21 protein-coding genes are annotated in these 26,659 nt (G+C 68.3%); 11 read left to right on the plus strand and 10 right to left on the minus strand.

Going from position 1 to position 26,659, the window contains the following annotated elements; translation table 11 throughout:
• Positions 1 to 12: 12 nt before the first annotated feature.
• Complete coding sequence (locus BVC93_RS28525; RefSeq protein ID WP_083740336.1) at positions 13 to 612, minus strand: riboflavin synthase; 600 nt, start codon at positions 610 to 612, stop codon at positions 13 to 15.
• A gap of 476 nt (positions 613 to 1,088) precedes the next feature.
• Positions 1,089 to 1,571, minus strand: coding sequence for a GNAT family N-acetyltransferase (locus BVC93_RS28530; RefSeq protein ID WP_083740337.1), 483 nt, complete (start codon positions 1,569 to 1,571; stop codon positions 1,089 to 1,091).
• Positions 1,572 to 1,658: 87 nt separating this feature from the next.
• Between BVC93_RS28530 and BVC93_RS28535 the strand changes: the two genes are divergently transcribed.
• From BVC93_RS28535 to BVC93_RS28565, 7 genes are all read left to right on the plus strand, one after another.
• Positions 1,659 to 2,354: an LppX_LprAFG lipoprotein gene (locus BVC93_RS28535; protein WP_083741435.1), complete on the plus strand. Its 696-nt coding sequence runs from the start codon at positions 1,659 to 1,661 to the stop codon at positions 2,352 to 2,354.
• A complete protein-coding gene (locus BVC93_RS28540; protein ID WP_083740338.1) occupies positions 2,354 to 3,988 on the plus strand; it encodes an MFS transporter in 1,635 nt (544 codons plus the stop codon). Before BVC93_RS28535 ends, BVC93_RS28540 begins: the two co-directional genes overlap by 1 nt.
• A 147-nt stretch (positions 3,989 to 4,135) precedes the next feature.
• Positions 4,136 to 5,377, plus strand: coding sequence for a hypothetical protein (locus tag BVC93_RS28545; protein WP_157517120.1), 1,242 nt, complete (start codon positions 4,136 to 4,138; stop codon positions 5,375 to 5,377).
• A gap of 50 nt (positions 5,378 to 5,427) precedes the next feature.
• Positions 5,428 to 6,393, plus strand: coding sequence for a glycosyltransferase family 2 protein (locus BVC93_RS28550; RefSeq protein ID WP_157517121.1), 966 nt, complete (start codon positions 5,428 to 5,430; stop codon positions 6,391 to 6,393).
• Positions 6,390 to 7,205, plus strand: coding sequence for a glycoside hydrolase family 16 protein (locus tag BVC93_RS28555; protein ID WP_083740341.1), 816 nt, complete (start codon positions 6,390 to 6,392; stop codon positions 7,203 to 7,205). The genes BVC93_RS28550 and BVC93_RS28555 overlap by 4 nt, the downstream gene beginning before the upstream one ends.
• Positions 7,206 to 7,279: 74 nt before the next feature.
• Complete coding sequence (locus BVC93_RS28560) at positions 7,280 to 8,461, plus strand: glycosyltransferase family 2 protein (RefSeq protein WP_236950167.1); 1,182 nt, start codon at positions 7,280 to 7,282, stop codon at positions 8,459 to 8,461.
• Positions 8,458 to 10,668, plus strand: a complete 2,211-nt coding sequence (locus BVC93_RS28565; protein ID WP_192860126.1) for a hypothetical protein — start codon at positions 8,458 to 8,460, stop codon at positions 10,666 to 10,668. The genes BVC93_RS28560 and BVC93_RS28565 overlap by 4 nt, the downstream gene beginning before the upstream one ends.
• A 30-nt stretch (positions 10,669 to 10,698) precedes the next feature.
• On the opposite strand, the gene BVC93_RS28570 is transcribed toward BVC93_RS28565, so the two are convergent.
• Positions 10,699 to 11,511: a glycosyltransferase family 2 protein gene (locus tag BVC93_RS28570; protein ID WP_083740343.1), complete on the minus strand. Its 813-nt coding sequence runs from the start codon at positions 11,509 to 11,511 to the stop codon at positions 10,699 to 10,701.
• A 428-nt stretch (positions 11,512 to 11,939) separates the two neighbouring features.
• Here BVC93_RS28570 and BVC93_RS28580 point away from each other — a divergent pair, with 428 nt between their 5' ends.
• The 3 genes from BVC93_RS28580 to BVC93_RS28590 all read left to right on the plus strand — a co-directional run bounded on the left by BVC93_RS28580 (position 11,940) and on the right by BVC93_RS28590 (position 16,340).
• Positions 11,940 to 15,473, plus strand: a complete 3,534-nt coding sequence (locus tag BVC93_RS28580; protein ID WP_083740345.1) for an AMP-binding protein — start codon at positions 11,940 to 11,942, stop codon at positions 15,471 to 15,473.
• Positions 15,455 to 15,805, plus strand: coding sequence for a hypothetical protein (locus BVC93_RS28585; protein ID WP_083740346.1), 351 nt, complete (start codon positions 15,455 to 15,457; stop codon positions 15,803 to 15,805). Before BVC93_RS28580 ends, BVC93_RS28585 begins: the two co-directional genes overlap by 19 nt.
• A gap of 67 nt (positions 15,806 to 15,872) precedes the next feature.
• The gene (locus tag BVC93_RS28590; RefSeq protein WP_157517123.1) at positions 15,873 to 16,340 is read left to right on the plus strand and encodes an SUKH-4 family immunity protein; all 468 of its coding nucleotides are present in this window, start codon (positions 15,873 to 15,875) and stop codon (positions 16,338 to 16,340) included.
• Between the two features lie 68 nt (positions 16,341 to 16,408).
• Here BVC93_RS28590 and BVC93_RS28595 read toward each other — a convergent pair whose 3' ends face one another.
• From BVC93_RS28595 to BVC93_RS28625, 7 genes are all read right to left on the minus strand, one after another.
• The gene (locus BVC93_RS28595) at positions 16,409 to 17,329 is read right to left on the minus strand and encodes an endonuclease/exonuclease/phosphatase family protein (RefSeq protein ID WP_236950168.1); all 921 of its coding nucleotides are present in this window, start codon (positions 17,327 to 17,329) and stop codon (positions 16,409 to 16,411) included.
• A 114-nt stretch (positions 17,330 to 17,443) separates the two neighbouring features.
• Positions 17,444 to 18,403, minus strand: a complete 960-nt coding sequence (gene ribD, locus BVC93_RS28600; RefSeq protein ID WP_236950169.1) for a bifunctional diaminohydroxyphosphoribosylaminopyrimidine deaminase/5-amino-6-(5-phosphoribosylamino)uracil reductase RibD — start codon at positions 18,401 to 18,403, stop codon at positions 17,444 to 17,446.
• Positions 18,400 to 19,089 (minus strand): ribulose-phosphate 3-epimerase, encoded by a 690-nt coding sequence (gene rpe, locus BVC93_RS28605; protein ID WP_192860127.1) that lies wholly within the window; start codon positions 19,087 to 19,089, stop codon positions 18,400 to 18,402. The genes ribD and rpe overlap by 4 nt, the downstream gene beginning before the upstream one ends.
• The gene (locus BVC93_RS28610; protein ID WP_083740348.1) at positions 19,089 to 20,480 is read right to left on the minus strand and encodes an RsmB/NOP family class I SAM-dependent RNA methyltransferase; all 1,392 of its coding nucleotides are present in this window, start codon (positions 20,478 to 20,480) and stop codon (positions 19,089 to 19,091) included. The genes rpe and BVC93_RS28610 overlap by 1 nt, the downstream gene beginning before the upstream one ends.
• Positions 20,477 to 21,406, minus strand: coding sequence for a methionyl-tRNA formyltransferase (locus BVC93_RS28615; protein WP_083740349.1), 930 nt, complete (start codon positions 21,404 to 21,406; stop codon positions 20,477 to 20,479). Before BVC93_RS28615 ends, BVC93_RS28610 begins: the two co-directional genes overlap by 4 nt.
• A gap of 35 nt (positions 21,407 to 21,441) precedes the next feature.
• On the minus strand, positions 21,442 to 21,978 hold the full coding sequence (locus BVC93_RS28620; RefSeq protein ID WP_083740350.1) for a LemA family protein: 537 nt from the start codon (positions 21,976 to 21,978) through the stop codon (positions 21,442 to 21,444).
• Positions 21,972 to 23,786, minus strand: coding sequence for a DUF2207 domain-containing protein (locus tag BVC93_RS28625; RefSeq protein ID WP_083741438.1), 1,815 nt, complete (start codon positions 23,784 to 23,786; stop codon positions 21,972 to 21,974). Before BVC93_RS28625 ends, BVC93_RS28620 begins: the two co-directional genes overlap by 7 nt.
• A 208-nt stretch (positions 23,787 to 23,994) precedes the next feature.
• On the opposite strand from BVC93_RS28625, the gene BVC93_RS28630 reads away from it, so the two are divergent.
• The gene (locus BVC93_RS28630; RefSeq protein WP_192860128.1) at positions 23,995 to 26,658 is read left to right on the plus strand and encodes an alpha/beta fold hydrolase; all 2,664 of its coding nucleotides are present in this window, start codon (positions 23,995 to 23,997) and stop codon (positions 26,656 to 26,658) included.
• The last annotated feature ends 1 nt before the right edge of the window (position 26,659 follow it).

Consider the following 26,659-nt stretch of genomic DNA (forward strand, 5'->3'; position numbering starts at 1 on the left):
GCGGGGCCCGGGTTATTGCCCAGTCCGGTCCATCAACCGCTCGACGTACTTGGCGATGACGTCGACCTCCAGGTTGACCTGAGCCCCGACCGGCGCTGTTCCCAGCGTGGTCAACTCCCGAGTGGTCGGGATCAGCGAAACCTCGAACCAGTCGGCACCCAGGGCGGACACCGTCAGCGAGATGCCGTCGACGGTGATGGAACCCTTCTCCACCACGTAGCGGGTCAAGGTGTCCGGCAGTGCGATGCGCACCACCTCCCAGTGCTCCGACGGCGAGCGAGACACCACGGTGCCGGTGCCGTCGACATGGCCCTGCACGATGTGCCCACCGAGGCGGCTGTTCACCGCAGCCGCCCGCTCCAGGTTCACCCGGGAACCGACGTTCACCTGGGCCAGGCTGGAGCGGTTGAGGGTCTCGGCCATCACGTCGGCACTGAATTCGCCTCCGGGCAGCACCTCGACGACGGTGAGACAGACACCGTTGACGGCGATGGAGTCGCCATGGCCGGCGTCCGAGGTGACGACGGGTCCGCGGATGACAAACCGTGCCGCGTCGCTCAGGTCTTCCTTGCCGACGATTTCGCCCAGTTCTTCGACGATTCCGGTGAACACCGTTCCAGCCTAGGCCGGTCAACGAGCCGGCGACGAAGGAGCCGGCGAGGCAGGGCCGGCCTGCAACAACCCAGCCGGTCAACGAGCCGGCGACGAAGGAGCCGGCGAGGCAGGGCCGGCCTGCAACAACCCAGCCGGTCAACGAGCCGGCGACGAAGGAGCCGGCGAGGCAGGGCCGGCCTGCAACAACCCAGCCGGTCAACGAGCCGGCGACGAAGGAGCCGGCGAGGCAGGGCCGGCCTGCAACAACCCAGCCGGTCAACGAGCCGGCGACGAAGGAGCCGGCGAGGCAGGGCCGGCCTGCAACAACCCAGCCGGTCAACGAGCCGGCGACGAAGGAGCCGGCGAGGCAGGGCCGGCCTGCAACAACCCAGCCGGTCAACGAGCCGGCGACGAAGGAGCCGGCGAGGCAGGGCCGGCCTGCAACAACCCAGCCGGTCAACGAGCCGGCGACGAAGGAGCCGGCGAGGCAGGGGTCAGAGTTGTTTCTCACCGAAGAAGGTGGCGACGGGATTGCCGTTGAAATTCGGTATGCGCCGGTATCCCTGTGCTTCGTACATGCGTTGCGCGTGGCCCTGGCGGGGACCGGTGTCCAGCCGCACCACCGGGTATCCCAGCTGGCGGGCGGCGGATTCCAGCGCTGCAAGCAACATCCTTGCCACCCCGCGGCCGCGGAATTCGGGCACCACGTACATGCGCTTGATCTCACACGCCCCGTCCGGCAGGCGCTTGACCCCGCCTCCGCAGACCAGCAGGCCGTCGTCGGTGTAGCCCACCAGGTAGGTGCCGCCCGGCGGCCCCAGGTCGGTGGGAGTGGCGCTGGGCATGTCGGGCGCTTCCAGGTCCAGGCCGTCGTAGAGCTCACGCATCTCAGCAGCCATGGCGGCCAGCAGTACCGCGGCATCCCCCGCACCGGATGGATCCACCTCAACCGGCTGAAATCGCAGCTCGAGCGTCACACCGTCACTTGTAATCGCGTCACCGATGAGCCGCAACGCGCGTGGTGGAGCCGGGGTGCGGTGGTGGGCACCCTTTACGATGCAATCATGCAGACCCCTCGCTTTACGAGAATGCTTGCCGCCCTGGGCGCCGCCACCGTGCTGGTCGCCGGGTGCTCCTCCTCCGATTCCTCCACCGAGTCCCTGCCCGACGCCGCCGAACTGCTGCAGCAGTCCGCCCAGACCACCAAGGGCCTGCAGAGCGCCCATCTCGACATCACGGTCAACGGCACCATCGACGGCCTGCCCCTGAAGACGCTCACCGGCGACCTGACCAACGTGCCCGCCACCGCGGTGCAGGGTCAGGCGACCATCAGCATGGCCGGCTCGGATGTGGATGCCGGGCTGATCGTCATCGACAACGTGCTGTACGCCTCACTGACCCCGGACAGCTGGCTGGACCTGGGCCCGGCGGCCGACATCTACGACCCGTCGACCATCCTCAACCCCAACGGCGGACTGTCGGCGATGCTCGAGAGCTTCACCGATCCCAAGTCCGAGGCCGCCGAGACCATCGACGGGGTGGACACCGTGAAGGTGTCCGGCAACGTCAGCGCCGATTCGGTGAACGCGCTCATCCCGCAGCTGAAGGCCACCGACGCCGTACCGGCCTCGGCGTGGATCGAGTCCGGCGGCGACCACAACCTGGTCCAGGCGCAGATCGATCCGAGTGAGGGCAACTCCATCCTGGTGAAGCTCTCCGAGTGGAACAAGCCGGTCACCGTCACCAAGCCGCAGATCTGATGCGCGCGGGCGTCGGCGCCGGCCCCACCGCGGGAACCAACCGCACCATTGCGATCAGCGCCGGCGGGCTGGCGGTGTTGCTGGGTGCGCTCGACACCTATGTGGTGATCACGATCATCCGCGACATCATGACCGATGTCGGGATTCCGCTGAACCAGTTGCAGCGGGTGGCGCCGATCATCACTGGCTATCTGGTTGGCTACATCGCGGCGATGCCGCTGCTGGGCCGGGCCTCCGACCGGTTCGGCCGCAAGCTGTTGATCCAGATCGGTCTGGCCGGTTTCGCCGCCGGTTCGGTGGTCACGGCGCTGTCCACTGACCTGACCATGCTGGTGATCGGTCGCATCATCCAGGGTTCGGCCAGCGGTGCCTTGCTCCCGGTGACGCTCGCCCTGGCCGCCGACCTGTGGGCTGAACACAAGCGTGCCGCCGTGCTGGGCGGTATCGGCGCCGCCCAGGAACTGGGCAGCGTGCTGGGCCCCCTCTACGGCATCGGGCTGGTGGCGCTGTTCGCCCACTGGCAGGCCGTGTTCTGGGTCAACATTCCGTTGGCGCTGTTGGCGATGGTGATGATCCACTTCAGCGTCCCGGGCAAGCAGGACTCGCAGGCCCCGCCGATCAAGGTGGACGTGGTGGGCGGCGTGCTGTTGGCAGTGGTCCTGGTGTTGGTGGTCTTCGGCCTCTACAACCCCGAGCCCAGCGCTCGCGAGGTGGTACCCACGTGGCGGCTGTGGCTGCTGGCCGGCGCCGCGGTGACGTTCGTGGCGTTCTTCGCCTGGGAGCGCTACGCCAAGACCAAGCTGATCGACCCCGCCGGCGTCCGGTTCACGCCGTTCCTGGCCGCACTGGCTGCCTCGTTCGTCGCGGGTGCCGCGTTGATGGTCACGCTGGTCAACGTCGAACTCTTCGGCCAGGGCGTGCTGTCCCTGGACCAGAACGAAGCCGCGTTCCTGCTGATGCGCTTCCTGGTTGCGTTGCCGGTGGGCGCCGTTCTCGGCGGCTGGCTGGCCACCCGGTTCGGCGACCGGCTCGTCACCTTCGCCGGACTGCTGATCGCCGCAGGCGGCTACCTGCTGATCTCGCAGTGGCCGGTGGACCTGATGGCTGCGCGGCATGACCTGGGCCTGTTCACCGTTCCGGTGCTGGACACCGATCTGGCGATCGCGGGCCTGGGTCTCGGCATGGTGATCGGGCCGCTGACCTCAGCCGCGCTGCGGGTGGTGCCACCGGTCGAGCACGGCATCGCGTCCTCGCTGGTGGTCGTGGCCCGGATGACCGGCATGTTGGTGGGCGTCGCGGCGCTGTCGGCGTGGGGGTTCTATCGCTTCAACAAGATCTTGGCCGAACTGCCCAAACCGCCGAGCGGAAACTTGCTCGAGACGGCCGCTGCCGTGCAGAGCAACTACCGGCTGGCGTTTGCGATGCAGTACGGCGAGATCTTCTGGATCACCATGTGGGTGTGCGTCATCGGCGCCTTTGTCGGGTTGCTGATCGCGGCCAAGGACGCGCATCCGAAGCACACCGGAGGGCAAGCCGACTCCGACGACACCGCCACCACGGTGTTGTCGGTGCCGCAGGATCCGCCGACGGTCCAGATTCCTCGCCAGAATCCGCGGGGGCGGCACGCCCGCTGACGATGGGCGCTGGGAGTAGCCGTTTCCAAGAATTCTCAAACGTTTGCCAAAATTATCGCAAGCGGCAAAATGATCTGCGTCTCAGCTCGCCACAGCTGTCGCTGTATTTGAATTCGAGTTTGCTAATGTTGGACGTCTATGACCAACATGGGCGCTTCGAGACACACCACGAGGTCAGTGCGGGTTGCCGCCCTCGATGTGGCGCACAGCCGACGCCGGTCTATCGCGATAGTCGGGCCGTTCGATCTACCCCCGACCTCGGTGCTCGACGAACGGTTTCGGGCGATGGCCGCACACGGGCCGGTGACACGTTTGCCCCTCGATCCGTCCACCTCGAGCACCAGGTGGTCGTTGGTGCCCGACGGTCAGGCCACGGTGATCGAGACGCCTGCGCTGGAGTCGGGCGCCGATCCCAGCACGCTGGCCGCGCGGATACGGACCACGCACGATCAGCGGGGCATCCAGATCATCACCGCCGGGGACTATCTGGCCATCGACTTCAGCCACGGCCTGGGCGAGGTCCCGCTGATCACCTCACTGGTCAGCTCACTTCTGCACACCGTCGATCCCAGCGATCCCGCGGTGTGGCAGCGCTATCGGCACCGGTTGTCACCGCTGCTGCTGGCTGCGGTGCGGACCTTTGTCGGCGACCCGCGCAAGGCCATCGCGGTGGCCGCCGTGCACCGCAACCGCCACCTGCCTGAAGCTGCGACGGGCACACCGGTTTCGCCGGCGCCCACCACGATGTCGGTGGGACTGCCTGCCGAGACGGTGGCGCGGGTGCGCCGGTACCGTGACGCTCAGCTGCCGGGCGTCGGTCTGGTCTCACTGTTCACCTACGCGCTGTGGCGGGCACTTGCCGCGGCGGGTGTGCCGATGAGCACCGTGGTGAAGGTGCCCTTCGACGCACGCCGTTACCTGCCGGACGGCCTCGACACCCTCGCCACGTTCTCGGCGGGCCTGGATTTCCGGATCGAACCCACCAAGGGTCCCGGTGAACTGCAGGACGCGATGGCCACGGCGGCCCGCATCGGCCGTCCGGTCGCCAACCTGATGATCGGCACCCTGATGACCCGCAGCCAACTGCTGCGGCGCACCGTCACCGAACCTGCGGAGTCCGCCACAGGAACCATCCGCCTGCTGCACTCCAACGTCGGCGTGCTGCCGCGGACCGGCCGGTGGCCGTTCCGCGATCCCTCGCAGGCCAGGATGCTGGTCGCCAGCGATCCTGCCGGCATCAACTCCGTCACCGTCACCTCAGCCACCACGATGAACAACCTGTGGTTCACCGCCGAGTTCCACAGCAGCGCCATCGACCCCGCGAAGGTCGGCGCCGCACTGGATTCGATCGCCGAGGGCGCCGCCAGCGATTCCCTCGCCGTGATCTAGGCAGACCACGGTTGCACTCGTCCCACACTCACGTCCCCGGAGCCCATCGCGTGTCTGAACCACTCGCCGTCGAAACCCGACCCGCCACCACACTGACCGTCGTCATCTGCTGTTTCACCGACCGCCGGCGCAACCAGACCATCGCCGCGGCCGAAGCCGCCCTGCACCAGCTGCTGCCCGATGACGACGTGGTGATCGTCGTTGACCACAACGCGGCTCTGCTTGCCGACCTCACCGTAACTCTGGACAGCCGGATCACCGTGCTGTCCAACACCTTCGAACGAGGGTTGTCCGGCGGCCGAAACACCGGACTGCACTGGGCGCCCGGTGAAGTGGTGGTGTTCCTCGACGACGATGCGGTACTGCACGACGGCTCGCTGGAGCGGATCAGAGAAGTCTTCGCCGGTGACACCGTGGTGGCCGTCGGCGGCGGGGTGGAACCCGACTGGCAGACCGGCGCCGCGCCCGGGTGGTTTCCGCCCGAATTCGGATGGGTGGTGGGATGCGACTACCGTGGCCTGCCCGCCGACGGCGCACCGATCCGCAACCCGATCGGTGCGGCCATGGCGGTCCGCAAGGACGCGCTGGCGCTCATCAACGGGTTCTCTCCGGAGCTGGGCCGTGTCGGCACCCTGCCGGCCGGCTGCGAGGAGACGTTGATGGGCGTGGCACTCGGCCGTGAGTTCCCCCACCTGCAGATCATCCGCGACACCGGTTTCCGTGTGGCACATCACATTCCGTCAGACCGCATGACGTTCACCTACTTCGTGCGCCGCTGTTATCACGAGGGTGCCTCCAAAGCCGTCCTGTCGCGCATCAGCGGACCACAGGCCGCGCTGTCCAGCGAACGCGCCTACACCACACGGATTCTGCCGTCGGGGTTGTGGCGAGCACGCAGCAACCCGCGGCGGGCCGCGGCGCTGGTGGCCGGGTTCGCCGCCACCGCCGTCGGTTTCATCGTCGGAACTGCACAGCAGGTATGGGCACGCCGTACCGGAAGGGACACCCCTCGATGAATACTCCACGACTGCGGACAGTGGCCATCAGCGCCGTCACCGCACTGATCATGACCGGTGGCTGCGCGCTGCCCGGGAACGCCCAGCCCGCCCCGGACCCGAACATCCTCTTCGAATCCGACTTCAACGGACCCGAGGGCGCCCCACCCGGCGCACCGTGGGAGATCGACACCGGCGCGGGCGGCTGGGGCAATTCAGAAATGCAGACCTACACCGCCGCATCGAACAACGTTCGACTCGACGGTCAGGGCAACCTGGTGATCAGCGCCGAGATCGCGCCCAACGGCACGGTTTCGTCCGCCAGGATCAGCACCCACGACTCGTTCTCCTTCATCTACGGCCGCGCCGAGGCCCGTATCTCGCTGCCCGGTGGCCGTGGACTGCATCCGGCGTTCTGGCTGCTCGGCTCGGACGTGGACCAAGTCGGGTGGCCGGAGTCCGGCGAGATCGACGTCATCGAGACCATCAACGACATCCCGGACTACCACACCGGCGTCCACGCGCCTGCCGACGGCACCGAACGCGGCCAAGAGGTCTCGGCCGGCGGACCGTCTCCGGTCCCGCTGTTCAACGAGTTCCACACCTACTGGGTGGAACGCACCCCGAACCGCATCGTCACCGGTATCGACGACCACGTGCTGCTCACCGTCACTCCCAACGAACTGCAAGGAAATGCGCGATGGGTATTCGACAAACCGTTCCACCTACTCCTGAACCTGGCGGTGGGCGGGAACTGGCCGGGTCCGCCGGACGCCTCGACGCCCAACCCGGCAACGATGCTGGTGGACTGGGTACGGGTGAGCAAGCTGTGACGGCCACCCGCACGATACAGCCTGCGATGCCCCTGACTGGGCCTCCGAGTTGGCCGGGTGCGCAATGGGTTTCGATGATCGACCTCGACGACCTGCCGGAGTCGGCAACCACCGTCACGATCACCCCACAACACGCCGAGGGCTACCTCCGCGCCCGGTTGCTGCTGCGCAGCGGGGGCAGCCCGGTCACTTTCATCGACGCCGACATCGTCGACGGCACGGTCACCGTCGAGGTGCCGGGCGACCGGGCCGCCGCAGCTGCGGCGGTCCCCCACCCGCCGATCTCGGTGGTGCTGTGCACCAGGGACCGGCCCGAGCACCTGGCCCGCGCCTTGGCCTCACTGCAGGCGCTGGACTACGCGGACTTCGAAGTGGTGGTGGTCGACAATGCGCCCGCCACCGACGCCACCGAACAGGTGGTGGCCGCCACCGCCGACCCTCGGATCCGGCGGGTTCTCGAATCGACACCTGGGCTGTCCAACGCCAGGAACACCGGATTGCGCACCGCCACCCACGAAATCGTCGCGTTCACCGACGACGACGTGGTGGTCGACCCGCACTGGCTGCAGGGCATCGCCCGCGGATTCGCCCGCGGCGGCGACGTCAGCTGCGTGTGCGGCATGGTTCCCAGCGGTGAGTTGCGTACGGCTGCCCAGGGGTATTTCGACCAGCGGGTGCCCTGGGCGGACACCATCGAAACCCGCGTGTACTCGGCCAGCAATCCGCCCGAGGACATGCCGCTGTTCCCGTTCCAGGTCGGAAAATGCGGCACCGGAGCAAATTTCGCCGTGCGGCGCAGCCGGATGGTGGAACTCGGCGGGTTCGACGAGGCGCTCGGCGTCGGCACCAAGACCTGCGGCGGCGAGGATCTCGATCTGTTCTTCCGTGTCCTGGCCTCAGGCGACACCCTGGTCAACGAGCCGTCGGCCATCGTGTGGCACCGCCACCGCAGCGACAGTGCCGCGCTGCTGACGCAGGCCCGCGGGTACGGCCTCGGCCTCGGCGCCTGGCTGACCAAGGTGTTCCTGCACCGAGAGCACCGCAAGCTGGCGCTCGGGGTCGTCCGGCGCCGGTTCCGCTCGGTGGTGGCGCGCAGCGCCGACTACGGCGCCATCGCAGCGCAGGCTCGGGATTTCGGTGACGAGATCCCCAAAGACGTCGGCCGTCAAGAGGTGTTCGCCGTCCTCGGTGGACCACTGGCTCTGTGGCAGGGCCGCAGGCAGGGCCGCCGAGCCACCCCGCTGCTGGAGCGATGATGCAACCGCTGGTCGGAGATGAACCGGTGGCTCCGGCGCGGCCCGCGGTCGAACCTGCACCCGTCCCACCCACGGCGCCCCGATTCCGCACCGTGCGGCGGCCCGCCGACATTGCGGTCGCCGGCGCCCTGGCCGGCTTCCTGACACTGGTGCCGCTGCCGGCCGCCGTGCGCGCGGTGCTGTTGACGGCATTTGTTGCCCTTGGACCCGGTGCCGCCCTGCTCACCTGGGTCGCCGTCCCGGTTCGTGCCCGACTTGCGGCCATCCCTGTGCTCGGGATGTCGCTGACCACCATCGTGACCCTGGCCGCCATGTGGTCGCATCGCTGGAATCCTGCGGCGATACTCATTTTCGGCGCCATCGCAGTCACCGCGAGCAGCGTGCTCTGGTACTCGCGCAACGAGTGGCCGCATGTCGAGTGGCGTCGTCCGGTCCCGCCCGCGGTGGCCGTCGGCCCCCTGCTCCGGCGTCCCGCGGTCATCCTCGTCGCAGCCTCCTTGGCCATCTGGGCCGCAGCGCTTCCCGGTCTGCCCGGCCTCGACGCCGGGTTCATGGGGTTGCTGTTCTCCGGCACCGGGCCGCTGCTGGCCGCCGCACTCGCACTGTGCTCCACCGGCTTCCTGATCGCACTGCGCCGCAAGCAGATGGGCACGGCTACGGCCGCACTGGGCGCCGCCATCGTGATCTCGCGGCTGACCACCACGCTGGCCACCGAGGTGCCGCTCTACGACTGGACCTACAAGCACATCGCGGTGGTGGAGTACATCCTCGCGAACAATCTGATCACGCCCGAGGGCACGGACATCTACACGCAGTGGCCGGGGTTCTTCGTGTTCGCCGCGTGGTTCTGCGACCTGGCCGGGCTGAGCCCCATCACCATGGCGCATGTCTTCGCGCCCGTCATCCACGTGTTGATCGCGCTCACCGTGTTCTGTGCCGCGCGCATCCTCAAGTACAGCCGCCGCAGCGCGATCACCGCCGCCTACGTGGTGGAAGTCGCGAACTGGGTTGGCCAGGATTACTTCTCACCGCAGGCATGGGCAGTGGTGCTCGCCTTCGGCCTGCTTGCTCTGCTGTTGGCGACGCCGACCAACCGGAACGCCGGTGTGCTGGCGATCATCCCGTTCGCAGCTATTGTGCCCACCCACCAGCTGACGCCGTTCTGGCTGCTGTTCGCTGCCGGGCTGCTGGTGGTCACCAAGCGCGCACGCCCGTGGTGGGCGGTGGGTGTCATGGCGGTGATCGCGGGCACCTATCTGATCCTGCATTTCGACGCGGTGGCTCCGTACGGCATTCTCTCCGGCGGAAGTCCGTTGGACAACGCGTCCAGCAACGTGGCCGCGGTGGGCACCTTCGAGAAGAATCTCACCTCAGCCGTATGTCGCGGACTGTCCGCGGTGGTCTTCGTCAGCGCCGCCGTGTGCGCGCTCTGGGGCCGCCGCAACGGCAGACCGGTCCTGGCGGCGACACTGGTGGCGTTCTCCCCTGTCGGACTGCTGCTCGGGCAGAGCTACGGCGGCGAGGCCATCTTCCGGGTCTATCTCTACGGCCTGCTGGGCTGCGGGTTGTTGATCGCCCCGGCCATCGTGAACTCTCTGGACCGCTTGCCGGCCGGCCGGCGCCGGGTGAACACATCTCGGCGTGGCCTGGTCCTGGCCTGGATGTGGCTGACACTCACCTCGGTGGCCGGCCTGCACGCCTATGTCGCACTGTGGCCGATGGTCCTGGAGACCCGCAGCCAGGTGGACTACATGGATCAGCTGACCGCACAGATCGAGCCGGGCACCAGGCTGGTCATGATGCATCCCGGCGGCCTGCCCACCCGCGTCAACGACCACTACGTCGAATCGACGCTCGCGGACCCGTATTTCGATCAGCCAATGAATACCGACACGTCGAGTGAGAAGTCAACCTTCCCCACTGAAGAGCAGCTCGGCGGGTTCCAGTGGTCGGTGGAGAACGACACCTTGCCCACCTATGTCCTCTTCAGCGAGCAGTCCGACAATGCGCTGCGGTATTACGGCGAGTACTCCGACGACGCCGTCGAGAGGTTCCAGCGCTTCCTCGACACCGGACCGGACTGGGAGCAGGTCTACCGCGACGGCGAGACGGTGGTGTACCGCTACCCGGGGGCGGCTGCGCTGCAGGAACGCCCCGTCAACCCCGGCGACGGCGCCATCGGCGGTGCTCAGCGCGGCGGGAACTGAGGGAGCACCCGCGCCGGGGCTCAGGTCTTCCTAGCCGGCGCGCCGGAACTCAGTGTCGTCGGGCTGCTCAGAGCACGTCCGGCTGGTGCTGTTTCGGTGTTGACGCCACTCCAGCCCGATGGTGCGCAGCACGCGCAGCCCGTCGGTGACGGCGTTGAGATTGCTGACACCGTGCAGCCGTTCCCCTTCGAAGCTGGGGACTTCGCGAATCTTCAAGCGGTTCCGGGCGATTCGGACATTGATGACGGTCTCGATCTCGAATCCGTCACCCCATTGCGGCTCGGACAGTGTTGTGGGCGGCAGATCGAGGGTGGGTAGCACGGTGCGCCAGAAGGCGTTGTAGCCGTAGCACAGATCGGTGAAGCGAGTTCCGAAGATGCAGTTCACCAGCCAGTTCAGCCCGAAATTGCCCGCCCGTCGGATCCGGGTGATGTCCGAGCTTCCGCCACCGCGGATGAAACGGCTGCCCTTGGCCAACTGTGCGCCCTCGACCAAAGCCCGCACAAAGAGCGGGATCTCGGCCGGATCGGTGGAGCCGTCGGCATCCAGCATCACGATGATGTCGCAGGTGGCCAGCTCGAACCCGCACGCAAGTGCGTTGCCCTTGCCGCGACGGGTCTGAGTGGTGATGATCGCGTGCGGCCACAGCGCGCGGGCCACCTCGACGGTGTCGTCGTCGGAATGGCCGTCGACGACGATGATCTGGTCGAGGGCTGGCATCCGGCTCGCGACATAGGGGAGGTTGCGGGCCTCGTTGCGCGTCGGGACTATGACGCTGACGGTGGGCCCGGCCTTCCGGCCCTGAGGGGTAGCCGGTCCAGGGTCGTTGACGGCTTCAGACACGTGTGATCAGGCACCTTCGGGGCTCTTGAAGCTACGGTACATAATTTGCTGGCGCAGTCATCGGCGACTACTGAATGCACCGACCCCGACGCCGGCACCGACTAAGGATAACCTCAGGAAACCGTAGGTGACAGATGACGAGGGTCACAAGTTGTAGTACTCACAACACCCTGGACCTTGTGGCAGCCTTGAGATTCGATGTCCCGATTCTCAGGAAAGCGCGAGGATATGCCCAGTGCAGCGGCCATGCTCGGCATCGTCTCCGCGCTTCCGTCGCAGCATGCTCGTCGCATCCCTGACATGCCGGCCGCGCGACCGCCAACCACGCGCACGGTGGTTGCGTCAAGTCGACACGGTGTGATGATCGACTTCAAGCAAGGAATTCACACTTTGCTAATTTACGGATTCGTCAGGGTCGACGGTCGATCGTGATCGCCGACGTCTCGCCCGTCGCCGGCGACGCCGGGCGGCCAGCCTCACGGCGCAGATTCCTGCCGCCGGTGCGGGCCAGCGCCCTGGGCATCGACATCGCGGCGGTGATGACCTCCAGCGCCGCCACCGGAGCACTGGGCTTCGTGTTCTGGACGATGGCCGCCCGGGGCTACAGCGCCGCCGAGGTGGGTCGCGCCTCGGCCATCATCTCCTCGGCGACCCTGGTGGCCATCCTGTCCACCCTGAGCCTGGGCAGCCTCTACGAACGGTTCCTTCCGGTGTCCGGCGCAGCCGCCAAGCGTTATGTGCGCCGGGGCATGCTGCTGGTGACCGTGACGGCGGTGCTGTTCGGCGCCGCTTTCCTCGCAGTGGGCCCACGTACCCAGCTGTTCTCGAATACTGTTGAAACACTGTTGTTTCCGGCGTTCGTGGCGGTGCTGGCCGCATATGCCCTGCAGGATCAGGTGCTCATCGGCCTCGGCCGTGCCCGGTCCATCGCCGTCAAGAACATCTCCCAGTCGCTGTGCAAACTGGCCGCCGTGGCCGCCCTGATACCACTGGCCACCGGGTCGGCCATCGTGTGGGCGTGGGTGATTCCCGCCGCGGTCATCACCACCTGGTTCGCCCTCGCGGTCATCCGTCCCGAAACCAGCAGGCGCCTGGGTACTTCGACACTGCCGGTGCGCCGGGAACTGCTGCAGTTCTTCGCCAGCTCCTATGCCATCAGCTCCGTCGGGATCGTCATCCCGCTACTGGTGCCGCTGATCATCGTCGCCCAACTCGGCACCGAGACCAACGCCTACTTCTCGATGTGCTGGCTGGTTGTCAACACCCTCGCCGTGCTGATCGGCGCCACCGCCGCACCGTTCATCGCCACGGCCTCCACCCCGGGTGCCGACCTGCGCGCTGCGACAAGGCGATTCACCGTCCTGTGCGGGGGCGCCGCAGTCACCGGCTGTGTGCTGTTGCTGGTGTCCGCTCCGCTGGTACTGGGCATCATGGGCCCGGACTACGCCGCCGAGGGCACCACGTTGATCCGGCTGATGGCGCTGACGCTGCCCTCGGTGGCGCTGCTGACCATCTACAGCGCGCTGGCCAGACTGCAACGGCGCCTACGCCTGGTTGTCACAGTGCAGATCCTGCTCGGTGTGGTGATCGTCACCGGAGTCACCCTGAGCACCCCACTGTTCGGCATCAATGGCGTCGGCTACACCTACGTCACCGCCGAAGTCCTCTCGACCTCGGTCATCGCGGTACCGCTGGCTCGGTTGCTGCACCGGGTGCGCCGCCGCAACACCCTCGTCGGGAACACTCTCGCCCACAACGACACCGACGACAACGAGCCGCCGATGCCAACCTCACCAGTGCAGACCGTGCACCCCATTCCCGAGGACATGACGGTGGGCAAGGCGTTCACCGAAGTCGCAGACAAACACCCCGGCCAGGTGGCGCTGCGCACCCTCGACGGCGGGGGCGTCACCTACCGCGAGCTCGCCGCCGACTCCGGGGCGTGGGCACAGGCCGCGCCGGGGCCCGAGACTGACCGCGACATCGTGGTGATGCTGGCCGGGTTCCACCGGCAGTCGGTCGCAGCGGTGCTCGGTATGTTCGGCGCGGGACGCATTCTCGCCCCGCTGGACCCTGCCCTGCCTGCCGCTCGCACCGCAGGCGTGATCGGCTCGCTGGAACAGGAGAACTACCGCGTCAGCGCGGTGCTCACGGATGCGGCCAACCATGCCGAAGCCGTTGGGATGGGCCTGGATTGCCCGACCTGGGTGAGGCCGCCCACCAAGCCCACCCGCTCCCCCGCACTCGCGGGCGGCGTGGACACCATCAGCAGCATCCAGGTCACCTCCGGCTCCACCGGAGTACCGAAAGCGGTACTGCACACCCACGGGATGTGGCTGGCCGACGCACAACTGTTCGCCGGTGAGTTCGGCGTTGGCGTCGGCACCCGGGTGGCGGTGTGCATGCCGATCAGCTTCGCGGCCGGGCTGAACATGCTCATCGGATCGCTGCTGTCCGGCGCCGAGGTGATCATGCTGGATCCTCGAGACCTCCCGCCGGAACAGGCCTTCGATCATCTCGGCGCCTGCGGCGCCGAGGTCGTCGTCTGCACTCCGACGTTCCTACAGAGCCTCAGCGACACCGCGGGGGGCCGGACGTGGGCGTCGGTGCGCAGGCTCGTCACCACCGGCGAAGCCGTCCAGTCGGGTGTGGTGCACGCCGGGCGCCGGATCGCACCGCAGGCCACCTTCACCAACTGGGTGGGGTCCTCGGAGACGTTGGCCATCGCGACGTTCGACATCCGCCCCTGCGACCCTGTGCCGGTCGGCCCCATCCCCGCCGGAAAACCGGCCCCGCACAAGCAGATCAGCCTCGATGACGAGGGGGTGATAACCGTGACGTCGCGCTACGTCGCCTGCGGTTACGTCAACCCGGGCGCGGCGAGCACGCGGTTCGAGCACCACACGGACGGGCGTAGTTTCATCACCAACGATCTCGGCAAGTGGGATCGCGACGGCACCCTGATCATGCGGGGACGGGCCGACACCGCGGTGAAGATCCGCGGTTATCTGGTGGAACCGGCCGAGATCGAGAGCGCCTTGGCCCGCCACCCCGCGGTCCGCGAAGGTGTTGTCGTCGCCGGCAGTGGCCCCGACCCGGCGCTGTACGCATACGTGGCGCCGGTCAGCAGTGCGCGCGCCCCCTCCGTCGCTGAGATCCGCGCCCAGCTGCGTGACCAGCTGCCCGCCTGGATGATCCCCAGCCACGTCATGATCGTGGACGCGCTGCCACGCACCGAACGCGGCAAGGTCGACAGATTGGCACTGCCGAAACCTGTTCGGGCACCGATTGATCCGCCGCTGCCCGGCCTGGAGACCGCGGTGGCAGACATCTGGGCGAGCGCACTTGCACTCAGCGAGGTGGGCCGCACCGAGAGCTGTCATGAACTGGGCGGCGATTCGTTGACGGTGGCGCGCATCCTGGTGGAGGTCAAGAACCGCTACGGCGTGGCGCTCACCCAGGGGGATCTCGCCGCAGCCCCCACCGTCGCCGAGTTCACCGCGGTGCTGTCGGCCCGTCTCGGTGCTGAACAACTGCCGCGGCGCACCCTGCTGGCGGCCACCACTGTGGTGCTGCGGGCACCGACGGTGCCGCAGCCGCTGACACCGTGGTTCTGCTTCGCCGGTGCCGGCGCCTCCGCGCTGACGTTCGCTGCCCTGGCCGGCCACGCCGGGCCGGAGCGCCCTGTCTACGCCTTTCAGCCCAACGGCCTGGAGAATCGCGGGCTGCCCGACTGGACGGTGAAGAGGGCGGCGCGCCGTCATCTCGGTGATCTGCGGCGGCTTCAGCCGCACGGGCCCTACACGCTGATCGGACACTCTCTGGGCGCCTTCATCGCACTCGAGGTCGCGCACAGCCTGGCCGGCCTCGGCGAGTCCGTCGAACTGGTGACCCTGCTGGATCCTTTCCTGCCCCCGGCGCCGTACGCAACGCCCGACGCCGGTTGCCCGACGCCACCCTGACGCTGGATGCACCGGCACTGCGAGGCTGGGACCTGTGGTCACGACGGCTGCGGGTACCCCTTGCCGGGATCATCCAGTTCGAGCAGGAAGCTCAGGCCAAGGCACTCGAGGAGGTCGGCGTACGGGTGGGTCTGATGCACCGCCCAACTCCGTGGGGCGGCCGCACACTGCTGCTGCTGAGTCACCTCAACGTCGATGATCCGCGGCTGTGGGCCCACGTCCTGCCCGGTGAGCTGCAGGTGGCCCGGGTGCGGTGTGACCATCACTCGATCGTGCGTGAACCCTTCGTGCGCCAGGTGGCCACGATGATCCGCGACGCCGGCTCGTGCTAGGGCCCTTTGATCAAAGTGGTCCTGCGGGGCTGAAGTTGTTGCGGTCCATACCGATAGAGTGCAGGGTGTGCGCGAGGAGCATCTGTTCGGTATCCGCCTGTACCCGGCGACGATGAGAGCCGACGTCGTCTCCGGGACTCGCGAGATCGGCAGTGTTCACGATGGGGAGTTCCTGGTCATGGAGGCCAGCGACGGGACCATATCGGTGTGCGACGTTGCAACCGGCGATTGTTCCCCGCTCAACCGGGACCGGAAGGCCACCGAGGGCTTCCTCGAGGCTTTCGCGGAGTATCTGAGTTCCGGGCCGCCTGCCCCGACACCGGTGACGATGACGGCTGAGCAGGCCGCGGAGCGTCTTCGTGCTTTCCGGGAGGGGCGGGTTCGTCCTCAAGTCCTCCCAGCGGGCAATGGGCTCTCTCACCGCACACGGCTGAGGAAGCTCCGAAAGCGGCTACACGCGATCGACAGCGCCGCGACCGGGCCGGACTCATGGTGGAGCGGCCTCATCGAAGAGGCCGAGAACGACGTGCTCTGAGCGGCGTCAACGTGAGATGGTGCGTAGCCAGATCAGGATGCCTTAGTCGTCGAGGCGGATGTCGCCGATCACCCCGAAGTGGTCAGAACCCGGAATATCGATGCGGCCGAACGAGATAGGACTGGCTCCCTTGGTGAGGATGCGGTCGATCGCCAGAATCGGGGAATTCGCCGATCTGCCGGATAGGTGGCGACGATGCCCGCGCCGACATACTCGGCGGCATCGCGCAGTTCAGGTGAGCCCGCGGCGCCCGAACCTGCCAGGAGATCACGAAAACGCTTGTGGTCGAAGGTCGAATTGAAGTCAGCACCGATCACCATGGTCTGCGTCTCACCACCCAGGACCGTATGCAGCCGCTCCAGCTCGGCAGCCCACTTCCAGGCCGGCTCGGGAAAGGGCGGGATCGGATGTAGCGCGTACACCGCAATGTGCTCGGCGCCAGGCATTTTCAGCTCGGCGCGAATGTTGTTGAGCGCAAAGCCTGCCAACAGCTCGCCGGATTCCAGCGGATACCGCGAATAGATGCCCGCGCCTCCGCCTCCGAAACGGGGAAACGTCACAGAATAGGGCAGCAGCTCGCGCAGACCGGCCGCTTCCACGCCACTTCGGGCGCTCTCGGTGAGCTCGATCACGGTGAGGACGTCCACCGACCTGTCCCGCACCGCGGCCACCACGGCGTTCGGATCTGCCTGTCCCAGCATGATATTGGCCTGCATAAGACGAATGTCCTGCCGACCGACCGCCGCCGCGGCGGCTGGATCTGCTCGGTAGAGCGGAAGCTGTGACCACAGCCCCACCGCCGTCACCACCACGGCCAGCCCGGCCGCCCACCATCGTCGCCCCACCGCGAACACCACCGAGGCGGCCAGGGCAGCCAGGATCAGCAATGGTGTGAACGCCGCGACGATGGTGGCGGTGTTACTGACGGGGCCGATGAAATGTGCTGTGACACCGGCGATACCGGCGACCAGCAGGCCGCCTCCAACCACGCCTGACGCCCACCGCAACCACCTCACCCGTCCATAGTGGCACGGTTTCGGGAAGTGATGCTCAGCCGCGGTCTACCGGAACCAGTGACAGCAGCAGATCTGGACCCAGAGTGCTCACCCCGTCGAACTCCCAGCGCAGCGCACGGGCAATGGTGGGCACCCCGATGTCACCGAGCGCGGTGCCAGGGCCCCCACCAGAACCGGTGCCACGTAGGCCAGGATCCGGTTCACCACCCCGGCGCGCAGGAAGGCCGACGCCAGCGTGGGCCCGCCTTCGACCATCACGTCGGTTCGATCCCCCAGTGCCCGGATCACCTCGTGCACATCGTGGGTGCGTATCACCATGGTGTGGGAGTCGTCGTTGAGGATGTTGGCTTCCTGCGAGATCTCCCGGGTGCCCACCACCACCCGCAGCGGCTGGTTGGCGGCCGGCGTCCCGTCGGGCAACCGCGCGGTCAGAGTGGGGTCGTCGGCGAACACCGTTCCGGTGCCCACCACGATGGCATCGGCGGCAGCCCGGCGCAGGTGTACGTCGGCGCGAGCCTGCTCGCCGGTGATCCACTTGCTGGAGCGGTCCGCCGCAGCGCTGCGGCCGTCGAGACTGGCCGCGTACTTCCACGTGATGTGTGGTCTTCCGGTGCGCTGACGGTGCAGCCATTCCCGCAGCGGGCCCTTTTCGACGGCCAGCGCCTCCTGGCCCGCGATCACCTCGACGCCGTTGCCGCGCAAGCGGTCCGCACCTCCCGCGGCCACCGGATTGGGATCCGAGACCGCGTAGACGACCGTCGAAACCTGCGCTGCCAGAAGCGCATCCACACAGGGTGGGGTGCGGCCGTGGTGGTTGCAGGGCTCCAACGTCACCACCGCGGTGCCGCCGGCGGCCCCGGTGCCGGCCTCCCGCAGTGCCACCACCTCCGCGTGCGCGCCGCCCGCGGGTTCGGTGCCGCCCACGCCGGCCACTCGGCCGTCACGATCCAGGATCACGGCGCCGACGGGCGGATTCGGATAGGTGGCGCCTTTGACGCCGTCGGCGGCCCGGATGGCCAGCGCCATGGCGGCCTCGACGGTGTTCACCCGAGATGCGGTGAGGCAGCGGCGGCGGCGCGGCGCAGTGCGGTCACCGCGGCGGCGGGATCCTGTGCCCCGTACACCGCGGATCCGGCGACGAAGCAGTCCACCCCGGCTTCTGCGGCCTGTTCGATGGTGTCGGCGTTGATGCCTCCGTCGATCTCGACGACAACGGTCAGCTCACCGGAGTCCACCAGCTTGCGGGCGGTGGCCACCTTGCCGAGCACCTCGGGGATGAAGCTCTGGCCGCCGAAACCCGGCTCGACCGACATCACCAGCAGGGTGTCGAAATCACGCAGGATCTCCAGGTAGGGCTCCAACGGCGTGCCCGGCTTGATCGACAGCCCGGCCTTGGCGCCCGCGGCCCGGATGTCGCGGGCCACCGCCGCCGGGTCATCGGTGGCCTCGGCGTGAAAGGTGACGTTGTAGGCGCCCGCCTCGGCGTACGGAGGTGCCCACCGCGCGGGGTCGTCGATCATCAGGTGGCAGTCCATCGGGATGTCGGTGGCGGCCAGCAGGCTCTGCACCACGGGCAGCCCCAGCGTCAGGTTCGGCACGAAGTGTGCGTCCATCACGTCCACGTGCACCCAGTCCGCGCCCTCGATCGCCACCAACTCGTCGGCGAGACGGGCGAAATCGGCAGAGAGGATCGACGGTGCGATCAGGGGGCGTGAAGCTGACATGGAGCCCATTAAAGATCCTTGCGCAGAGCGGCTGCAAACATGGCGTCGGTTCCGTGGCGGTGCGGCCACAGCTGCACATGCGGTCCATCACCCAAGTCGTCGGCGGGGGCGAACAGCGCTCGGGTGTCCAATGCGGTCACCGGCTGCCTGCGCAGCGCGTCGGCCACCACACCCGCCGTCTCGGCCAGGTGCGGTGAACACGTCGCATACAGCACCACCCCGCCCGGCCTGGTCAGTGCGATGGCCGCCGCCAGCAGTTGACGCTGCAGCTTCACCAGCTCAGGCACATCGGACTGGGTGCGCCGCCAGCGCGCTTCCGGGCGGCGACGCAGTGCGCCGAGTCCGGTGCAGGGCGCGTCGACCAGCACCCGGTCGAAGCCAGGCTCCAGGCCCGACTCGCGGCCGTCGACACGCAGAACCTGCACCGGCAGGCCCTCGGTGTTCTGTTCCACCAGCTCCGCACGACGTGGGGCCGGCTCCACCGCTGTCACCGTGGCCGAGTCACCGGCCAGTGCGGCTAGCATCGCGGTCTTGCCACCGGGGCCCGCGCACAGGTCCAGCCATCGGCCGGTATCCGGGCCTTCCAATGGAGCCAGTGTCAATGCCCTGGCCACCAACTGGCTGCCCTCGTCCTGCACCAGCGCCTTCCCGTCGCGCACCGGTGCCAGCGCGCCCGGATCACCCCCGGGCAAGTACGCGGCATACGGCGAGTACCGGCCCACCTCACCGGCGATGGCAGCGGCCAGTTCCTCCGCGGTCAGCACACCCGGGCGTGCCGCCAGGTGCACGGTGGGGCGTTCGTCGTCGCTGCGCAGCAGTGCTTCCAGCTCACCCGCGCGGGCACCGAGCGCGTCGGCGAAAGCCTGTGCAATCCAACGGGGGTGGGCATGGATGAACGCCAGGTTGCCCACCGGGTCGGTGCTGCGGGGCGGCGCCAGTTCGGCCACCCAGGCTGCCTCGTCGCGCCGGGAGATGGTGCGCAGCACTCCGTTGACGAAACCCGCACGCGCGGTGTCGAATTCGATTCCGGCCTGGTCCACGGTGGTGGACAGCGCGGCGTGTGGCTCCACGCGGGTGCGCAGCAGCTGATAGGCACCCAGGCGCAGCAGATCCAGCAGCACAGGGTCGATATCGGCCACCGGCCTGCCCGCCGCGGCGCTGATCACATCGTCCAGCAGCCCCCTGGTGCGGCACGCACCGTAGGTCAGTTCGGTGGCGAAAGCGGCGTCACGGCCGGTGATTCCGCGGTCGCGCAGCAGCGCAGGCAACGCCAGGTTGGCATAGGCATCGCGCTCGGACACCGCGCGTAGCACGTCGAAGGCGGCGCGGCGCGGCGGATCGAGAGGGGTGCGCTGAGGGCGCTTCTGTGGCTGACGGCGCTGGGGCGGACGGTTGTTCATGACGCCCGCACCTGATCATCGAGCCGGGCGCCGCGCGCCCAGTCGGCGGCATTCATCGGTTTCTTGCCCGGCGCCCGTACCGTGCCCAGGGCCACCGGGCACGACCCGGTACCCACCAGCACCCTGCGCTTCTGCACCAGCACCTGTCCCGGTGCCAGGTCGAGGTCGTCGTCCACCGGTTCCACCGGCGCGATGCCCACCCGGATGTCACCGAGCATGGTCCAGGCACCCGGGTTCGGGGTCACCGCGCGGATACGACGTTCCACGACGTGTGCCGGTAGGTCCCAGCGCACCCGGGCACTGTCGACGGTGATCTTGGGCGCCACGCTGATCCCCTCGGCAGGTTGCGGCACCGGCACCAGCACGTCGTCGCCGATCCCGTCGAGCGTCGAGGACAGCAGTACCGCTCCGGACTCGGCCAACCGGGTCAGCAGGTCGCCTGCGGTGTCACCGGCTTTGATGGTCTCGGTGACCATCCCGTACACGGGACCGGAGTCCAGGTCCGGTTCGATCCGGAATGTGGTGGCGCCGGTCACCTCGTCACCCGCGGCGATGGCGGCCTGCACCGGCGCGGCACCGCGCCAGGCAGGCAGCAGTGAGAAGTGCAGGTTGACCCACCCCCTGGGCGGGACTGCCAGCAGCCCGGCGCCGAGGAGGGCGCCATAGGCCACCACCGGACAGCACTCCGGCTCGTAGGTGGCCAGTTCGGCGACGAACTCCGGTGAGTTGGGCCGGGTGGGCCGCAGCACGGTGATGTTGTGATCGGCCGCCAGCTGCGCCACCGGTGACGGGGTGGGTTTGCCGCGGCGTCCCGACACTGCATCGGGACGAGTCAGCACCGCGGCCACCTCGTGCCGCGGCGAGTCGATCAGCCGCTGCAACGCCGGGAGCGCGGGTTCCGGGGTACCGGCGAAGACGAGACGCACCGGGACAGTCTAGAGACCTCGCCGCGCGGCTCCGGTCACCGCGGCGTCTGGTAGTACTCCCGCTGCGACACCCCGGCCCGTCCCGCGACGTACATCCACGGGATGGTGCCGATCAACTTGTTCACCGTCGCGGCGGCATCGTTGTAGTACTGACGGGCGAAGGCCAGCTTGTTCTCGGTGTCGGTGAGATTGTGTTGCAAGTCCAGGAAGTTGGCCGACGACGACAGCTGCGGATAGTTCTGTCCCAGCGCCAGCACCTGGCCCAACGCGGTGTCGAGCTGACGTTCGGCCGCGCTGCGCTGGGCCACCGACGTGCCGTGGGTGGACACCTCGAGCGCGGTGCGGGCCGCGGTGATGTTGTCCAGGACCCTCTTCTCGTGGGTGGCGAAGGTCTGCACGGTGTGCACCAGACTGGGAATCAGCGAAGCCCGCCGGGTGAGTTCGACGTCGATTCCGCCGAGCGCCTCGTCGACGCGGACGTCGGCGGTGCGCAATTTGTTGTAGCCGAGGACGAACACCACCAGCACCGCCACCGCGACGGCTAGCACCACCGCCAGCACCCAGGTCACCATGAACCTCCTCCACCGCCACCGCCACCACCGCCGCCGCCGCCACCGCCGCTGCTGCTGCCTCCGCTGCTGCTCGACGACTGCGCGGCGGTGTAGGCGCTGATGGACGACGACAACGCCGATTCGAAACTGTCGAAACCTCCGCCGGAACCGCCGACCAGAGTCTGGTGCCCGCCGGTGGAGTAGTACCACTGCGGTTGGGGCGCAGGCATTCCGGTGATCGTCTGGTACTTCTGCGCCCAGAGTGTCGCCACCCCGGCGGCCACCGCGTAGGGCATGTAGGCACTGTAGAGATCCTTGCGGGCGCCGAAGTCGAAACGGGCCTCGGCCGAGTCGGTGGACAGCATGCGGTGAAATCCGCCTGCGCGCGACCACAGTTCACGCCCGGCCGGGGTGCGGCGGGTGCCAACGCCGTCGCGCCACGACCGTGCTGTCAGCAGGAAGAACAGGGCGAACGGCACCACCCAGATGGTGCCGGAGAAGCCCCAGCGAAGGGTCGCGCACACCGCCAGGAGCACGGAGACCACGTTGGCCGCCCGCACCCAGAGTTCGCCGCGGCGCTTGACGATCAGCCCGCGGTCCTGCGCCCATTTCTCCACGGCGTCGGTCATCTCGGTCTTGGCCTTCGACAGCTTCTTGCCTGCCGTCTCGGTGCCGTTGGCGCGAAACTCCTGGCCTGGGCGCGTCACCTTCAGCGCCGAACCCACCGCGAGAGTCACCGGGTCCACCGACGCCCAGGCGCCCTGGTCTCCCCGGCCGAGCACCTCCCACTTCTTCTCGCCCACCTGGCGCAGTTCCACCAGCCCGCGCTCGGCGAGGTGGAACAGCGTGGCGGACAGCCCGTTCTTGGGCACCGACTCGGTGCGGATGTACTCGAACTGCACCGGGCCCAGCGACTCCGGCGGGGCGTACTGCAGCGGGAAGCCGGGCTCCTTTTCCACGGTCATCCGGAACATGGCCACGGCCATCACCGCACCTGCGAGGGTCACGGCGGCCACCCACACCAGGTTGGATTCCGATGTGCCGAGGACTCGATCCCAGGTGAACGACCACGGCATCTCGGCGCGCGGCGGGGTGGGCACGTCGACGCCGGCGCGCAGGGTCACCGGGGTACGGGGCTCGAGGTCGGTGGCTTCGACGGTGACCGTGTCCCCTTGGATGTCGAGGCGGGTGCATTCGGCGCCGGTGCCATAACCGACCGCGCACTGGGCGCCAGGCACACGTCCGGGCAGGCTCACCGTGATCCGGGCCCGGTCGATCCTGTTGTTCCAGCCCGGTGGGATGACGTTCCAGTAGAACACCGACGGGGCAGCATCCGGGTCGCCGTCGGCGCCGGCAAAGTCCTTCCCTGCGCCGGTGCTGACGGGATCCAGCACCCCGGCGATGGTGTAGCGGATCTGGAAGACGTGCGGTCCGAGGTCCAGGTACTGGTCCGGGTCGCCGATCTTGGCCACGCGGAACCGTTCGCCGGTCTCCCACAGCATCTGGTACTCGGCGGGTTCGCCGTCGACGGTGATGGAGACGACCTCGGGAGGCTGACGAACGTACGGGCTGTTCTGGTTGGCCACGTCCCAGTAACGGAACAGGCCGTGCCGGCCGCTGGGGAAGTCCGCGGTGATGGTCTCCGTGGCCTCCAGGTTGCCGTCGCGGTTGACGACGTAGTCCCCCCGGTAGTCGATGATCGACACCAGATCCTCGGTGACCTCACCGCCGTTGCCGGAGAACGGTGCGAAGCCCAGCGGCCACAGAACAGCGAATGTGATGAGCCCCAACAGGATCGACCACCTGACCACCCGCCAGATCCGCCCCATGCCTGCCTCCGTCTGCAGTTGCGACTCTCACCCTATGCGCAGGGGGCCGATCTGCACACGATGCGTTGCCAAACTCGCGACGGCGCGTCTGTGGTCACCGGTGTCGCGTGGTTGCCGACACCATGTTGTTAGGTTAACCTACCCAAATTCCAGATCGGAACCTTTTCGTCGAGGTTCGCCGCACTACCGCGATGGGATGTCCCGATTCATGACCCGGCCGGCCCGCGCCCACGCCACCGCACCTGCTGACTCGTCCACCCCGCGCACTGTCGTAACGCTGCTGCGGGCGGCCGTAGCGCTGGTAGCGGTGCTGGTGTCCGGTGCGGCGGTGCTCCTGCGCCGCCGCGGCTGCTCCGTCGACCCGGATGCCGACCTACCGACCGAGAACCCGCCGGTGCCGCCCGAGCGTCCGATCGAGTTCGCTTCGGTCTCAGCTCACTTCGAGTCCACCGCCCGTGCCCGCCGCGATCAGACCGCACTGCGCACCCCGGCCGGGGACATCAGCTATGGACAGTTGCTCGCCGCGGCGCAGGGCTGGGCCCTGCCGACTCCCGGCCGGACGGCGGCCATGGTGGACGCGCCGCTGGATCCCGCCACGGTGGCGGCCATCCTCGGCCTGTTCGCCGCGGGCACCACGGTGGTGACCGTGGACCCGGCCACCCCGCAGAACCGGGTCGACACCATCGCCGCCATCCTCGACGCCAACAACTACGACGTCGTGCGGGTCGATCCCCGCCGGGACAATCCCGTCGGGCTCCCGGGGCCGGTGGCCGTCGGGCTCGACGACGTGACCAGCATCCAGTTCACCTCGGGCTCCACCGGAACCCCCAAGGCCGTGCTGCACACCCACGGTTTGTGGCTGGCCGACGCGCAGCTGCTGGGCGACCGGTTCGGGCTGGCAGACGGCCGCACGGTGGCGTTGTGCATGCCGATCAGTTTCGCCGGCGGGCTCAACGTGCTGATCGGCTCGCTGCTGGGCGGCGCCGAGATCATCGGCATCGACCCCCGCGAGCACACCGGGCCCGAGGCCTTCAGCCGCATCGCCGAATCCGGCGTCGAGATCATCACCTGCACACCGGCATTCATCGACGTCCTGCATGCCTGCGCCCGCGGCGCCACTTTGCCCCGGGTTCGCCGTATCGTCGTCACCGGAGAAGCCGCGCACGCCCGACACATCCGCCTGGCACGTGAGCTGGCGCCCGCAGCAGTGTTCACCAACTGGGCCGGCTCCACCGAGACCCTCGCGATCGCCAGCCACGACATCGCTCCCGGCGCGCCCTTACCGACCGGCGTGATCCCCGTTGGAATCCCAGCCCCGCACAAGGACGTCACCGTCGACGAGCACGGCGCGGTGACCATCACGTCGCGTCACCTGGGTGCCGGGTACCTCGACCCGGAGGCCGCCACGGCGTCGTTCGTCGTGAACCCGGACGCCACCACCACCTATTCCGGCGGCGATGTCGGCCGCTGGGACGCCGACGGCAACCTGGTGCTCTCGGGGCGCGCGGACAGCACCGTCAAGATCCGGGGCTATCTGGTGGAACCCACCGAAGTCGAAGTCACCCTGCTGTCCTACGACGACATCCGTGAGGCAGTCGTCGTTTCGGACCGAGCGAGCAGCGAGCGAGGTCAGTCCACCGCGCTGGTCGCCTACATCGCCCCCACCACCACCGCCAGGACCCCCTCGATCGCCGAAGTGCGCACCCGGCTGCACCGTGACCTGCCGCCGTGGATGGTGCCCGCCCACATCGTCGTTCTGCCCGCGCTGCCCCGCGGCGACCGTGGCAAGATCGACCGGGCCGCGCTGCCCACGCCCAGCCGCCCGATTTTCGCAGCACCACGCAACCACCACGAGTCGTTGGTGAGCCGGCTCTGGGGTGAGGTCCTCCACGTCGATGCGGTCGGTCGCGCCGACAGCTTCTACGCCCTCGGCGGAGATTCCATGTCCGCTGTCCAGATGGCCCTGGCATTGCGGGAATCACACGGGATTGACGTGCAGCCAACAGATCTGGCGGGCGCTCCCACTGTTGCGGAGTTCGCGGCCAGGATCGCCGAGGCGGGCGGGGCCCGCCCGGTATCCGATCGCACCCAGCTGAGTCCCACCACCGTGGCGCTACGGCCGGTGTCAGCGGCGACGTCACCGGCTCCCCTGTTCTGCTTCACCGGCGCAGGTGCCTCCGCGCTGTGCTTCGCACCGCTTGCCGAGCGCGTCGGACCACACACCGCGGTGTACGCATTCGAGCCGAAAGGCCTGCAGAAACACGAGATTCCGGATCTGTCGGTCCGTCGGGCAGCGCTGCGGCATCTGCGTGATGTCCGCCGCATCCAGCACGACGGCCCGTACACGCTGGTCGGCCACTCGCTGGGCTCGCACATCGCCTTGGAGGTCGCTCATCTGCTGGAAGCCCAGGGCGCCGTGGTGGAACTCGTCGTCATGCTCGACCCCTGGCTGTCCCCCAAGGTGGCCAGGGATGCCCGCTCGGAATTGCCCGACGTCACGGTGACACTCGAACAAGCCGAGGCCGCAGGTGGTTTCGAGCTGTGGTGGGACCGGCAGAAGCGGATACCGCTGGCGGGCCTGGTGGTCGGCGGGTACGCGCGGCGCACCATGGCCGTCGAAGAGGTCGGGATGATGACGGGGTACGCCCACCGGCCCACGCCGTGGAACGGACGGGCGCATCTGCTGCTCAGCCATCTCAACCGCGACGACCACCGGCTGTGGCCGCGAATCCTGACCGGCGACCTCACCATCGACGTGGTGGACTGCGATCACCATTCGATCGTGCGCGAACCGCACGTCGGGGCCGTCGCCGACGTCGTGCTCGCAGCCCGTCACAGCGCTGAGGAATCGGTGCGCTGCGCGCGGTCCTGAC

This window comes from Mycobacterium sp. MS1601 (assembly GCF_001984215.1).
Classification (GTDB): domain Bacteria; phylum Actinomycetota; class Actinomycetes; order Mycobacteriales; family Mycobacteriaceae; genus Mycobacterium.

Excerpts from the sequence above, each read along its gene's own strand:
- BVC93_RS28545 (WP_157517120.1), top strand. The coding sequence starts at position 4,136 with ATGGGCGCTTCGAGACACACCACGAGGTCAGTGCGGGTTGCCGCCCTC.
- BVC93_RS28540 (WP_083740338.1), top strand. The coding sequence starts at position 2,354 with ATGCGCGCGGGCGTCGGCGCCGGCCCCACCGCGGGAACCAACCGCACC.
- BVC93_RS28620 (WP_083740350.1), bottom strand. The coding sequence starts at position 21,978 with ATGGTGACCTGGGTGCTGGCGGTGGTGCTAGCCGTCGCGGTGGCGGTG.
- BVC93_RS28560 (WP_236950167.1), top strand. The coding sequence starts at position 7,280 with ATGATCGACCTCGACGACCTGCCGGAGTCGGCAACCACCGTCACGATC.
- rpe (WP_192860127.1), bottom strand. The coding sequence starts at position 19,089 with ATGGGCTCCATGTCAGCTTCACGCCCCCTGATCGCACCGTCGATCCTC.
- BVC93_RS28555 (WP_083740341.1), top strand. The coding sequence starts at position 6,390 with ATGAATACTCCACGACTGCGGACAGTGGCCATCAGCGCCGTCACCGCA.
- BVC93_RS28535 (WP_083741435.1), top strand. The coding sequence starts at position 1,659 with ATGCAGACCCCTCGCTTTACGAGAATGCTTGCCGCCCTGGGCGCCGCC.
- BVC93_RS28625 (WP_083741438.1), bottom strand. The coding sequence starts at position 23,786 with ATGGGGCGGATCTGGCGGGTGGTCAGGTGGTCGATCCTGTTGGGGCTC.
- BVC93_RS28630 (WP_192860128.1), top strand. The coding sequence starts at position 23,995 with ATGACCCGGCCGGCCCGCGCCCACGCCACCGCACCTGCTGACTCGTCC.
- BVC93_RS28610 (WP_083740348.1), bottom strand. The coding sequence starts at position 20,480 with ATGAACAACCGTCCGCCCCAGCGCCGTCAGCCACAGAAGCGCCCTCAG.
- BVC93_RS28565 (WP_192860126.1), top strand. The coding sequence starts at position 8,458 with ATGATGCAACCGCTGGTCGGAGATGAACCGGTGGCTCCGGCGCGGCCC.